The 13,284-nt window shown below is 50.4% G+C and carries 10 protein-coding genes; 1 reads left to right on the forward strand and 9 read right to left on the reverse strand.

The window, feature by feature from the left end:
- Positions 1–43: 43 nt before the first annotated feature.
- The 7 genes from bchH to NSQ46_RS23550 all read right to left on the reverse strand — a co-directional run bounded on the left by bchH (position 44) and on the right by NSQ46_RS23550 (position 10,299).
- A complete protein-coding gene (gene bchH, locus NSQ46_RS23520; RefSeq protein ID WP_342574906.1) occupies positions 44–3,742 on the reverse strand; it encodes a magnesium chelatase subunit H in 3,699 nt (1,232 codons plus the stop codon).
- A 39-nt stretch (positions 3,743–3,781) separates the two neighbouring features.
- Complete coding sequence (locus NSQ46_RS23525) at positions 3,782–5,833, reverse strand: VWA domain-containing protein (protein ID WP_083832636.1); 2,052 nt, start codon at positions 5,831–5,833, stop codon at positions 3,782–3,784.
- On the reverse strand, positions 5,769–6,707 hold the full coding sequence (locus NSQ46_RS23530; protein WP_007130965.1) for an AAA family ATPase: 939 nt from the start codon (positions 6,705–6,707) through the stop codon (positions 5,769–5,771). The genes NSQ46_RS23525 and NSQ46_RS23530 overlap by 65 nt, the downstream gene beginning before the upstream one ends.
- An 85-nt stretch (positions 6,708–6,792) precedes the next feature.
- Positions 6,793–7,620 carry an ABC transporter ATP-binding protein gene (locus NSQ46_RS23535; RefSeq protein WP_007130966.1) on the reverse strand — a complete coding sequence of 276 codons (828 nt, stop codon included), beginning with the start codon at positions 7,618–7,620 and terminating at the stop codon, positions 6,793–6,795.
- Positions 7,617–8,618 (reverse strand): iron ABC transporter permease, encoded by a 1,002-nt coding sequence (locus NSQ46_RS23540; RefSeq protein ID WP_100085244.1) that lies wholly within the window; start codon positions 8,616–8,618, stop codon positions 7,617–7,619. The genes NSQ46_RS23535 and NSQ46_RS23540 overlap by 4 nt, the downstream gene beginning before the upstream one ends.
- The gene (locus NSQ46_RS23545) at positions 8,608–9,726 is read right to left on the reverse strand and encodes an ABC transporter substrate-binding protein (RefSeq protein WP_342574912.1); all 1,119 of its coding nucleotides are present in this window, start codon (positions 9,724–9,726) and stop codon (positions 8,608–8,610) included. The genes NSQ46_RS23540 and NSQ46_RS23545 overlap by 11 nt, the downstream gene beginning before the upstream one ends.
- A 120-nt stretch (positions 9,727–9,846) precedes the next feature.
- The gene (locus NSQ46_RS23550) at positions 9,847–10,299 is read right to left on the reverse strand and encodes a site-specific integrase (protein WP_074048690.1); all 453 of its coding nucleotides are present in this window, start codon (positions 10,297–10,299) and stop codon (positions 9,847–9,849) included.
- Positions 10,300–10,376: 77 nt separating this feature from the next.
- Here NSQ46_RS23550 and NSQ46_RS23555 point away from each other — a divergent pair, with 77 nt between their 5' ends.
- The gene (locus tag NSQ46_RS23555) at positions 10,377–10,742 is read left to right on the forward strand and encodes a helix-turn-helix transcriptional regulator (protein WP_055109574.1); all 366 of its coding nucleotides are present in this window, start codon (positions 10,377–10,379) and stop codon (positions 10,740–10,742) included.
- A gap of 132 nt (positions 10,743–10,874) precedes the next feature.
- Here NSQ46_RS23555 and NSQ46_RS23560 read toward each other — a convergent pair whose 3' ends face one another.
- Together NSQ46_RS23560 and NSQ46_RS23565 are read right to left on the reverse strand one after the other, a co-directional pair.
- The gene (locus tag NSQ46_RS23560; RefSeq protein WP_095397593.1) at positions 10,875–11,357 is read right to left on the reverse strand and encodes a hypothetical protein; all 483 of its coding nucleotides are present in this window, start codon (positions 11,355–11,357) and stop codon (positions 10,875–10,877) included.
- A 131-nt stretch (positions 11,358–11,488) separates the two neighbouring features.
- Positions 11,489–12,427 (reverse strand): VanZ family protein, encoded by a 939-nt coding sequence (locus NSQ46_RS23565; protein WP_095397594.1) that lies wholly within the window; start codon positions 12,425–12,427, stop codon positions 11,489–11,491.
- Between the last annotated feature and the right edge of the window lie 857 nt (positions 12,428–13,284).

The following is a 13,284-nucleotide window of genomic DNA, read 5'->3' on the forward strand; positions in this document are numbered from 1 at the left end:
TTTCTTAATTTAAATGGATTTCAGCTTATGCCTCAAGCTGTTCTCATTCCCCTTCCAACTCTCCTTCAAGCTCTAGGTATTTCTGCCGCAGCTGATGCAGAACTTGTTCATCCGGTGTCCAGTATCCTCGCTGCTCGCTTTCCAGCAATGTTTCGATCATCGCATGGTAAGCCCAACGGTTGTTGTCCTGCAGCTTCCGGCTAAGTGCTTCATCAGCCATATAGACGTCATGCAGACGATCGAATACCCAAGGTTCTACTTTTCCAGTCGTGGCTGCAAGTCCCAGTACATACTCGAATCGGCTGGCCATTTCCTTTGCGCCATGATAAGGATGCTTCAAGAGATCGTTGATCCATTTCGGGTTCGTTAAGCGAGTCCTTACTCCGCGTGCAATCGCATGTTCGGCAGATTCTGTCTTGATTTGCTCCCCTGTCGTATCCGTAATATGAATGTCTGCTTTACGACCTTTCATCACTTCCACAGACTTTGCCAAGCCGCCAAAATACTCATAATAGTGGTCAGAATCCGTTACTTCCCATTCATGACTGCTGCGAATTTGCGACACAATATCCACCTCCAGCATATGTGACCGGTACAATTCCGGCTCCGCCTGTCCTCGCGCTAGTGCGCTGTATACATGCTGCTGGCTGTCCGTGTATGCCGCTCCGAGCTCAGACTCCTCGTTCCATAGCTTCGTCTCGATCATCCGCGTCACCGTCGTGCCATACTCTCCTTCTGCCGGGCCGAAGATGCGGGCGCAAGCTAAGTCATGCGCTTGACTTGCCTCATATCCAGCAGCAAGCAGCTCCTCCTCCATGCTTCGTGTATGAGCCTTGAACCAATTGAGCTCATCAGGTTCATCCAGCTCCGAAACCTTGCGGAATAGGTCATGTAATTCTTCCAGCAAATTCGGAAACAAATCGCGAAAAACCCCAGTAATATGCACCATGACGTTCAAGCGCGGTCGGCCTAATTCCGCAAGCGGGATCACTTCATATTCTGTACGGAACGTTCCGACTCCTCCGCCAATGCGAACCCCCATATAATGCAGGATTTGCCCGATGGTTTCCCCTTGTGTGCGCGACGTCTCAATCCCCCAGAGGATGACCGCCGTCGTGTGCGGGTAGTCCCCGTGCTGCTCGCGATATTGCTGTATGGAGTTTTCGGCGACAATCGCCCCCCGTTCAGCAGCTGTACGGCTGGGCACTAAGCGGGGATCGAATTGGTACAGATTGCGTCCGGTCGGCAATATTTCAGGTGTTCGCAGCACGTCACCAGCGAGCTTAGCTGGAACGTACCGGCCTTCCAACGCCCGCATCAGCCCTTCTGCTTCCTCATTTCGCAATGATCTTAGGTAAGCTTCGTAACCGTACTCGAGCGAAGCTTCCAACTGCTTAAGCCAATCTGGATGTTCACTCTTATACATGTCCGGGATTGCCTTGTTTGACACATAAGCGGTCACTAACGCATTCGCTTCCTCATCGAGCTGGCGCAGCAAGCTCACATGCTTGCCCGAAGTTAGCGCATCCGCCCGAACGCCTTGACGTTCAGCGAGCAGTCCGCGAATTGAGCGAATATTTCCCCGCTCGTGGCGAAGCACGAATTGCATATGGTTCAAAGCGACTTCAGGAGAATAGCTGTCGCCAAGCACATGCAGTCCACTAGGGATGAGCGAACGCTGCATGCGATAGAGCTCCTCCTCCATGTGTTCTACGGTCTCCGCGGAGAAGTCAAGCGACTTCGCTACCGCCTGCAGCTCTTGTAGAATCGCCTCACATCGTTCCGGCGCGAGCTGCTTCGCTTCACGATATTCGTGCAGCAAGGCTTCAAGCTCACGCCATTCGCCATACAGCTCAGCTTCAGTAAAAGCCGGCGCCTGATAGCCGATCAATACGGCATGGCTGCGCCGCTTGGCGATCATCGCTTCGGACGGATTCCCTACGTAATAGTAGTACAAATTTGGCAAATCCCCGAGTAAGTCATCCGGTACACAGTCCCCAGACAGAGCGGCCTCTTTCCCCCGCTGAAACTCTAAGGTGCCGTGTGTCCCGATATGGACGATGGCATCCGCTTGAAACTGTTCACGAATCCATTGATAAAACGCAGTATATTGATGCGTAGGTAGTAACGAACGATCGTGCAGTGACTTCTCTGGATCCTCATGGATACCGCGTGAAGGTTGCAGGCCGATAAACACTTGGCCGATCATTAGACCGGGTATGAGAAAGGAGCCGTTGTCCGTCATGATGTCACCAGGCGGCTGACCCCAGCGGCTTATCGCTTCTTCTCCCCATGAACGACCGGATAGCTTCTGTGTGAAATGGGGATCCGCATAACGGATCAACTGACTCGAAGCTTGAGGATCAGACCATTTTGCGGAATTGACTAGACCGCCCTCTATAAATCTGGCACGCAGCTCCGCCGCTGACAGTTCCTCGGTATGATATCCTTGCTGCTTCAGCCAGCTCAATAAACGTGCTATCGATTCGAATGTATCCAAGAAGGAACCGCCGAACACCGTTCCTTCGCCTGGCGGATAATTGTAGCCAATGAGCGCCAGCTTCTTCTCTGCATTGGGCTTGCTCCGCAGGGCAAGCCAGCGGCGGATGCGATCTGTCAAGCGTTTTGTCCGTTCAGGGATAAGTGCAAGTCGCTTTAGCGGAACGTTTAGCTCGGCGTCTTCTCCTTCTTCCTGCAGTGCCGCTATCGGAAACATCTCCACGCTCCCGTCAAGCTCCGGAAGCATGACCTGAACGAGTAGCAACGAAGGCTCAAGTCCACTCGCAGACTGTCTCCATTCTTGTTCCGTTCTACTGTTCAACAATAGCGGATGCAGCATCGGCACATCGAGCTGTTCCAGCATCTGCACAGCCCCGTCCTGATTTCCTCCGCCGGGACCAATCCCAAGTCGGAAAGGCAGCAGGTTCACGATAAGGTCGACTTGGTGACCGTCGCCAAGTAGCAACTCGCGCAGACGGTCGAGCGGAATGTTCATCACTGAAGGAAACGCGATCGGCATGACGTTCACGAAAGCCTCCAATTGTTCCTTAAGCTGCGCAATACATTCTGCGGTATCGAGCGGATTGCTATTCCCAAGATATAAAATCGCGACATTCGGCCGACCTTCGTCGTAGCGATTGCTTTGCCGGTAGCTGGCTGCAGACGAGTAAACCGTGCGACTGCTCGGCTCCATAATCGTTAACTCCCGAACATATACCGGCTCCTTAGGCTCCGGCAACAGATGGCAGCCGCCGTATTCACGGCCTGCCAGACAAAGCAGGCCGAGCAAATTGTCAGTACCTCCGCCCCGCCAATATTCGGTAAATCGAACGTAGTGTTCATAATCCGCCTTACCCTCATCCATTCCTTCTAGCGGCAAGGACGTTGCCGCATGTGTATGCCCTTCTTGTCTAGGCAAATTTGCAAAGGTCAGACTGCCTAGCCTGAGCAGCGAAGCGATCTCAGCGGAGTTGCCGCCAAGCGGAACGATATGAGCCGTCCCTTTGCTTAGCAGGCTACTCAACCATTCGACAACGTCCTGGCGGACGCCATGTGCATCGAAGATGACAAGGTCAGCTCCAACAAGCGTGGCTTCCACGTCCTCAAGCTCGTCGATCTTCCGATTCCCTAAATCGATGATGGTCAGATGCAGCTGATTTTTCTGATTTTGATCAAGCAATTGATATGCTTCAGACAAATGCGACAACGTCGTTTCCCCGTTTGTGAGTATGGATAGCTTCAACGCGCCATCCTCCTTTCCGTAATCCATAAATCATTATTTTTAGATCAACGTCCGTACAGCTCGTTCGATACTCCCAGCCTCCAATTGTTCTAACCGGTAATACCGCGCTTGCATCGCTTCCGCCAGCTTGCGGGCATAGCCGAATCGTACTACACCATCCTCCGTATCGATCACAAGTGTGCGTATGCCAGCCGCTGCGATGCGTTGTGCAGCTTGCAGGCTTTCCTGCCATGGATCACCTGCCGCTTCTGCGCTGACGTTCGCCTTTCCATCGGTCATGACGATCATCGCGGGGATGAGTCCACTTCTTCTATTTAACAAAGGGCGGATCGCCATAAGTCCCTTTTCCAGTCCAATACCTAGCGGAGTTTTCCCGCCAGCTGGCAGCGTCCTCAATTTGCGTTCCGCGAGCTCTACACTGCGTGTCAACCCGAGCAGCAATTCAGCTTGTTGATCGCGAAAGGCAATCAAGCCCACATGGTCACGCTGCCGGTACGCATCACGAAGTAAAGACAATACCGCACCTTTGACAGCCTTCATTCTCTTATTTGCATTCATCGAACCGCTGGCATCGACGACGAATAGCAAAGCAGTTCCTGTCTTGTTTTCCCTAACCTTCACACGCACATCACTCGGCTCAATCCATAGCTTTAAGTTCGTGTTATATGAACTTGATTGTTGCTTACGTATCCGCTGAAAGGGAGCCGCCATACGAAGCGTGGCATCAAACGCAATGTCTCTTAGAGGGCCGCGTGGCATCGCAGCCCGCACATATCGACCGTTTACCGTTCCTACTGACGCTTGATTTCGTTTCCCAGTTTGCGCTTGTTTCATTGGATGCGGCGAGGTAAAGACGAATGGCTGCACAGCGATTTCCCGTCCAACGGCTTCCACTACAGCCCGCGCCTCTGAGGAAAGAGATTGTCTACTATCGGCTTCGCCGTTGTGGTCGCCCCCAAGTTGTGCAGGCGAAGCGAATTGTGACCGGTCAACTTGCTCGCCGTTTGTCGCATTATTCTCTCCTTCCGCTTGGCTTTCTCTTTGGCTTTCCTTATCGCGATGCGATCCTGGTGATGGATGATCGCCATTCGAATCATGCTTCGTTTGCTCTTGATCCGGCAAGTCTCCAGGCGACTTCCCTCGCGACACTTCCGGTTGAGATGCTGCACGCATCCGGTGCGGCAGCACAAAGCCCGCCGCTTCTTGCAGATGTTCCTGTGTCGTCTCGCTAAGACCCTCCCAAGCTGTGATCGTACGGACCGCTTCGATCAGCAGGATGTCCGCGCGGTGTCCCAGACAGCCAGCTTCCTCAGCGATTTCGGCAGCCAAACGTAGCAGCTCTCCATCAATATGTACAGCAGGCAGCCGAGTCCTAGCCGCTGCGATACGTGCTCTCAATTCCTTCGTTTCCGATTCATAAGCTAGGCGAAACGACTCAGGATCTTGTTCGAAGGCGAGCAAGCGGCTTGCGATTTCCGTTCGCTCCGCAAGGTCCGCCGAGGTTTCCAGTCGCACATATAGCCCGCAGCGATCAAACATCGCCGGCAGCGGCTTCCTATCGTCCGGACTCATAGCTGCGAACAAGCAGAATGCTGCACTGTCAAGGCCACTTCTTCGCTCAGAGCTCTTGCGGACATGCCCATGCGCGGGCTCGCCCGCCACATTGTCGCCAGCAGTCAGGACCGCTTTCATTAACCTTTCGGGCATGATATGCGCATTGTCTACCGTGACGATGTGCCCATCCGCAGCTGCAAGCAAGCCGGGTACAAACGTTCGTTTGCCGCTGCGGACAGCAGCTGCCATATCCCAGTCGCCCCAAAGCCGTTCCTCATCCACGTTCAAAGGAATGTTAATGACGTTAAGTTCCGGCAGAAGCTCTGTAACACCATGGATGAGCGTGGACTTCGCCGTTCCTGGTGGGCCTGCCAGCAGCACCCCCTTTAATCCCGGATTTACAGCATGAAGCAGCAGCGCCTTTTGCGCACGTTCTTGACCGACTACAGCACAGAACGGATACAAGTGAGGCTTAACTTGCATGGGTGACCTCGGACAGAAGGTCGCCGAGCAGCTCGCGTATCGTCTCGTGGTCATATGCTCCCTCTTCGAACGGCCGCTTGCGCATGCGATGCGGCATCACCATCATCGCCGCTTCTACCATATCGTCTGCCACGATCTGCGTTCTTCCCTGGAATGCAGCCATCGCCATGGCGGTTTTCATTAACATGATATCCGCACGATGTCCGTCTACCTTCAGCCGAATGCCGACTGCGGCGGTCCATTTCAGTAACTCCTCGGACGGTTTGATCTGCTCGAGCAGCTGACGCGCTCGTTCTATCCGTTCCCGAAGCTCTAGTTGTTGCGGCTCATAACGTCTTCGGAATTCGTCTGGATCTGCTTCGAATGCTAGGCGCCGGCGAATGACCTCCATTCGGCTCTCCACATCTCGTTCCCCATTCACCTCTACTGAAAGCGCGAAGCGATCCAGCAGCTGCGGCCGCAGCTCCCCTTCCTCCGGGTTCATCGTACCGATCAAGATAAAGCGGCTCGGATGCGAGTAGGAGACGCCTTCTCGCTCAACGGTGTTCACCCCCATGGCTGCTGCGTCGAGCAGCGCATCGACGATCGCATCATCGAGTAGATTGATTTCATCCACGTACAAAATATGTCCATGCGCCTTCGCTAACAGTCCCGGCTCGAACTTTTTCTCTCCTTCTCGAATCGCATGCTCGATATCCAATGTGCCGACGACGCGATCCTCCGTAGCATATACGGGCAAATTCACGACGCTCAGCTCCGGCATTAAGTCCGCGATTGCGCGTACGGCCGTCGATTTGGCTGTGCCTTTCTCCCCGCGGATCAAGATGCCGCCGAGCTTCCGATTGACAAGATTAAGCAGCAGCCCTTTGCGCATCAAGTCCTGTCCGACGATTGCCGCGAATGGATATACGTCTGCTTTCCCCTCCATGTTGATCCTCTCCTTTGTAAATGTTTTCTATTAAGTGAACTGAACAAGGCAAAATCTGCACATATACACGAAATCAAGACATTCGTTATTTGACTGCCGCGATTGCGGGTTGAGCTGAGAAATCCACCGCTTCAAGCAGCCCTTCGATATGGCAATGCATGCGACCGCTTCGATCATCCCTTCCTACGCTCCCTCTCACACCGAACACATCGCGCAGCATGCGATCGGTGATGACTTGCTCCGGCGGTCCGCTGGCATACATTTCGCCAGCTCGCATCACCAACAATTCATCGGAGCAAGCTGCAGCATGGTTGAGATCGTGCAGGACCATGACGATCGTAATGCTATATTTGCGATTCAGATCGTGGACTAGCTCCATAACCTCCCACTGGTGATTGACATCGAGATAGGTCGTCGGTTCATCTAATAAGATTAGCCCCGATTGCTGTGCCAAGGTCATGGCAATCCATACGCGTTGCCGTTCTCCGCCGGATAAGTTAGACAGCTTTCGCTCCGCGAAGGGTAGCGTTCCGGTCTGAGCCATGGCCCATTCGACAATCTTCTCGTCTTCCTTGCGCTTTGCGCCCCATACAGGCTGATGAGGAAAACGTCCGTAACTGACCAGCGAACGCACGGACACGTCCGGCAGAGATGCTTGACTTTGCTGAAGCATTGCCATATGCCGTGCCAACTGCCGACGGGGATAGCTGTCGAGCAGTCTGCCTTGCAAGAGCACCTTTCCTTGCGCAGGCTTTAATTGACCGGCGCAAGTTTTGAGCAAGGTGCTTTTGCCGCTGCCATTCGGACCGATAATGCTGTAAATTTTTCCGACCTCCACCTGCCAATTCAGCGAATCCAGCACCGTACGGTTGTGAAGCCTCACGGACACGTCTTCCAAGCGTAACAACGTCATCTCGCTTCCCTCCTTAGCAAATATAGAAAGAACGGCGCCCCCAAAGCTCCCATCATAATGCCGACCGGCAGCTCCAAAGGAGCAAACATCAAGCGGGCGAGTGTATCGCAAAAGGTCACGACGGCCGCTCCAAGCAGCACGGATGCAGGAAGTAAGAACCGATAATCACTGCCGATCAGCAAGCGGGCTGAATGCGGAACGATCAGACCGACGAAGCCGAGCAGGCCGACGACGCTGACCGCGCTTGCGGCAAGCAAGGTAGCGAGCGCCGTCAGGAAGAAGCGAGCTGCTTCCACCGACAAGCCGAGGCCGCGTGCATTGGAATCGCCAAGGGCAAGTATATTCAAATGCGAGCTGCCAATGAACGCCAGGCTCATGCCAATGAGCGAATAAGGGAGAATGATTTCAAGCTCTGGCCAGCTTTTGGCGGACAAGCCGCCAACCATAAACACGAGGGCACCGTTCACCCGATCGCTGAAGAAAATTAACAATGCGGAGATGCCAGAGCCGAGAAAGGCGGACACGGCCACGCCTGCAAGTATTAGGCGCACCGGCTGTACACCGTCCTTCCAGGCAAGCAAATAAATGATGGCGGCAGCTCCGGAAGCGCCAAGAAAAGCGATAGGTGTCAGCATCGACCATAGATGTGGAAATAAAATGAGAACGATGATGCCGAATAATCCTGCTCCAGATGACACGCCGATGATGTGCGGATCTGCCAGCGAGTTCCGCATCACGCCTTGCAAGAGTGCACCGGACAGTGCCAGATTAGCTCCAACGAGCGTGCCCACTAACGTGCGAGGCAGCCGAATGTTCCACACAATTTCCTTCATTGGACCGTCATAACCGTGAAAGACATATAACCAAATCTCTGACAAAGAAATGCGGACTGCTCCGGTACCGATGCTGAATCCAGTAGCGAGGATTACCGCAGCCGTCAAAGCGACAATGACTAGAACGCCTTTGGACATCGGAACACGGAAAGCATTAATGACCATTCTCATATGTATTCGGATAAACAAGTTTAGCCAAATATTCGACCGATTCACTTAATCGAAATCCCGGGTTTGAGAGAAACCGATCAGACGGCAAGATGACCATACGGTTTTCCTTCACCGCACGCAGCGATGTCCATGCAGGTTGGCTGGCCAGATCGGATTGAATTTTCTTCTCCCCATCTTCTCGCGCCCCGTGGATCAGAATAAAAACATAATCCGGATTTAGCTCGACGATTTTTTCCAGACTAAATGGTGCAGTCGACGGACTGTCGCTTGCTGCTTCCCATGTTTCCGCCAAATTGTTCATATGCAGCATAGTTGCGACCTCGATTCCGACGGTATCTTGCCGCTGCACAGAAAGGCTGTTAGGGGTCACGTTCAGCATGATGAAAGTTGGTGCATCACTGGCCGGTACCCGGGCAGTCCATTCACGAATTTCCTGATCCAAATCGGCAAGTGCTTCCCTAGCTTTGTTTTCCGTCCCAGAGAGCTGACCGAACAACACCGCTTTTTGTTGCAAATCTGCATATGTACTCAGATTGAACAGGGCGAACGGCACGTTACTCGCATCCAAAATCGCCGTTAACTCACGGTGAAACACCACAGAGCCGATCACGAGATCAGGCTTTAAAGCAAGTAGCTTCTCCTTATTGACGGTCGTCATTCCCCCGACTTCTTCGATTCGCTCCGCCTCATCCGGCACCGTTCCACCCGGTGATGTGGCGTGGGCAATGGCGTGACCGTCAACCGAATAAAGCAAATCCAATAGCTGCGGCGATAGGACGATGATGCGCTGTGGTTGCTCAGGCAGCCGAATCTCCCTTCCAGTGTCGTCTTCGAACGTGAGAAACGACGCCTTTTCTTCCTCCCCATCATGAACAGATACAGGTCTAGACTCCGCTGACGGCGATAACTCCAATGCATCACGATTATTGTCGCTCGCAGGATTGGACGGCGCTGCACAACCGGATACGAACATAACTCCTGCTAGCAGTCCTCCGCTCCATTGGCGAAGTAAATTTTGCCGCTTGTATGCATGCATCACTTTGAACCTCCTGTCTTTTGATTCATACAACACTTCACTCAAAATGATGTTAATCGTAATCATTACGATTAACTCATGCATATTGTAACAGCGACTACTTTTATATGTCAACCACTTCGTAATGTTTACTATTAATTTTTTGAAAATCAAAAGGACTTGACGGTTACAAAGGTTCCACAAGGTTTAGGTGGGAGGATGGCAAATATGCTGTAACGCCACCTCTATCGATGCCCCACCCTTTAATGCGTAGCTTGCAAATACATGACGGAATGTATGGCTAGTAAAATCAATTAATTCGTTGTTCTTATCTCGGATATTATGCTGTTTAATCCATGGTCGCAAATGATTCTTATTCCAATTTGAATGCGAAGCCAATCCAACCGGGTAGCCTTTTTTGCTTCTATTTCTTGACAGGAACAAATATGGAAGCCCTGATTCCTTTTGTAACGGCACTGCATATTCTTTGATTTTATCCAATGCGTATACTACTAGTTGATTCGCTGGCTTTGAAACCTCTACTGGTTCGGGACTCAACTTTCCAGTTGAATAAATTAGCATCGTATCGCCGCCTACTTGCTTGATTGAGGCGCTATAAATAGTGATCAACTCACTAATACGCAGTCCCAATTGAGTCAATATATTTAACTTATAATGTTATGTATTTTTCCGATTGAAACACTTACCCTTAGGATAAGCAGGGAGGTTGTAAATCGATGTCTGATTTAAAAAAACTGATCGGTGAAAAAATTCGTAGCATACGTAATAAAAAAAATCTGACCTTACTTCAATTAAGCCAAATAACAGGGCAACAAACCTCATATTTAACCGAAGTTGAACTTGGAAAAAGAAATCTATCCATTGATTCATTGGAAAAAATCATGGACGCTCTTAACATAAAGCCAGGAAATCTTTTAGATTTTCGAGAAATCGATCCAGATTCTCAGGAATTTGAGACCAGAACTGTCCTTGAGGTCCACTATCAATTTCTATTAGGGAAGAAGAGCGAAGATGTAAAGATGATCCATAAGGTAACAACGGAGATTTTCAAATCAATAGATGCCGCAGCGAGGTCTGAATAGCCATTTTTTATCGCCATTAACACAAAAAGAGCGTTTTCTTTTTTACACGGGATTTCGCTCTTGTATTTTCTTTAACTGTACCTGCCAATAATCGCTTCAATAATTTGTAAGTTTTAAGAGCTGACAGTATCCCTATGCAACGCTTAGCCATGTTTTAATTTGGTCTAATGTTGCCTCACTTTTGGCTTGGTTGTAAATATATTCAATCATGTCGTGCTTTTTCTGGATACGGTAGTGATGTAACCCATCGTTTAAACTTCCTTGGCTGTCATACTGGTAATATAACGTAGAAAACATGAGCAGGGTCAAGTAACGATCAATCGCCTGAGTAGATCGAACCTGGTAACGATCCATGGCCGGTTGTACTTTCGCAGTTCGAAAATACGTTTCAATGTCCCAACGTTTGCTGTAATAGCATAGAATCTCTTCATTGCTCAGTGAAATATCCGTGCTCAGAAAGGCCTTCATCAGCTTAGATTCAAAGCCATCTCCCTCTTTCCAACATAGGAGCAGGGCGGCATTTTCCAAGAGATTGAGCTTCCCTTCATAGCGATATACTCGGTAAGCGGAGGAGCCGATCGTTCTCCAGACCTTCAGCTCCTTTAAAATACCCAATTGGACAACCAACCAGCCTAGGTTATAACCAGGTTTCTGAAAATCCCGATCTCAAAAGTAAAAAAAGCGCTTGAAAACCCAAACGCTAGGTGTTATTCATGATAAAATGGCGGCGAAATCCCTTTAAGCACTTAGTTCCAGAAATACTGCATCCGCGTATACCCGACATCCCATGCTTTCATGTCGCCCTTAATCGTGATCTTCAGCTCATCCCCCGGCTCAAGCGGAATCTTGAATAGCGAAGGGAACAGATCAGGATGAGTACGCTGAAGTTCTCCAGAATTGCTCATGATCTCCCTGTCATCCCGAGTAACACTGATACTACCGGAATAATCCGTTGGTTCGGGGCATCCGTAATCGAAGGAGAAAATCGTCTGTCCCTCAGACTTGTACGTGAACGTTCTGGAATCTCCGCCTTCAGCGCCATATAGGTTATAGCGGAGCGGTATCTTCTGTCCGTTGATTTGAATACTGTCCGGTTTGTCTCCGGTGGATGAATTGCCCGAGTTGTCCGTCCATTCAGTGATCGCCACAAACGGACCCTCTACTTTAGTTGTTATTTTGTCTACCGCCGCCCCTAATCCCCATAAAGCTATAAAAAGAACCATACCCGATATAGCCGTTGCCACCAGATTGCGCCCGAGGCTCCGGTAACGGAAACCAAGCTTGTACGCCCCAAAACCGAGGGCTGCTCCAATCGAATTCTGAAGAGCGTCGTTGATATCGAAGCTGCCCAGGAATGTAAGGGCCTGGATCGTTTCCAGCACAAGAATCGCGATGAAGAATAAGATGATGAACCGGACAAAGCTGACCCGGTATAGCCATGGAATCAATATACCGAAAGGAATAAACGCAATAGTGTTCCCGAAAGCCACCATACTCATTAGGTTGGGATGCAGGAGATCAGCTGGAGACGGCAAACTAATAAAGTTCTCGGGCATGAAAATAAAGGTGTAGCTGGAAATTTGCTCCGAAGCCTCTCCTCTGCCGAAAGCGAAGAACATAAAATAAAGTACAATAATGGTATAGACAATAGTTGCGGTTAGTAAAATTTTGCGTTGTTTGACCATGCTTAACTCCTCCACTCTATTTTTCCACTTGTCACTATAACCTACTTGCCTGTTTCATGAAACCCCCACCCCTTAGCTTGATTAACTTTACTTGCCCAAATTCAGTTCTATGAAATGTAAAAAGAGACACCCTTGACTCTCTGACCAACCACTCCACGCAGAGGAGAACATGATATGTCTCATACGTTTATCACAACAAAATCATTGGAACAATCGGTCGGAACAATGGAAACTTCCGCTCCCCTGCATGATACACGCCGCTCATGCTTACTTGATGCAGGGTTTGAACCGGTGATCCGACTTATAGACGTCCGCATTACACACAAGAGCTAAGCATCGCAAGGCATGTAGAATTCAAGGCAATATCTTCACCCAGCGATTAGTTTCTGAAGTATTTGGCGAGTCATGAATGTGATCGGTCGGTCTTCGCAAATCATGTTCCAGATTTATTGTGTTATTCGCTTTTGCTTCATCCAGCAGGGCGGCCATTAACTTCTAGTATTCTTGGTAAGTCTGATCCGACCTCTTGGCTTACTTCCGGCAAATTTTGAAGCAAGAAACGCCGGAATCCCCGGTTGTTCTTCATTTCACCGAATTACACTTTCCACCTCGATCATGCGCCGGACGGAAAGTTCACGACCTTCCTCGCTCTGAAGTTCTTCACATGCTTTTGCCTTTTAGCCAAGATAAGTCATTTCTCACTTTAATCTCGCGATTCCCTTGCGCTTTGCTGCAACGCTCCTTAAGTGGGCAACCTTCAAGTCTGCACATCGGTAGTAACGCATTTGTACTTCATACACGCTTTCATTTTTTTGTATGCTCTCGCGCAGAAGTGAAGCGCGCATGGGCTTAATGAC

The sequence above is a fragment of the Paenibacillus sp. FSL M8-0142 genome, from assembly GCF_038597315.1.
Classification (GTDB): Bacteria; Bacillota; Bacilli; order Paenibacillales; family Paenibacillaceae; genus Paenibacillus_AQ; species Paenibacillus_AQ lactis.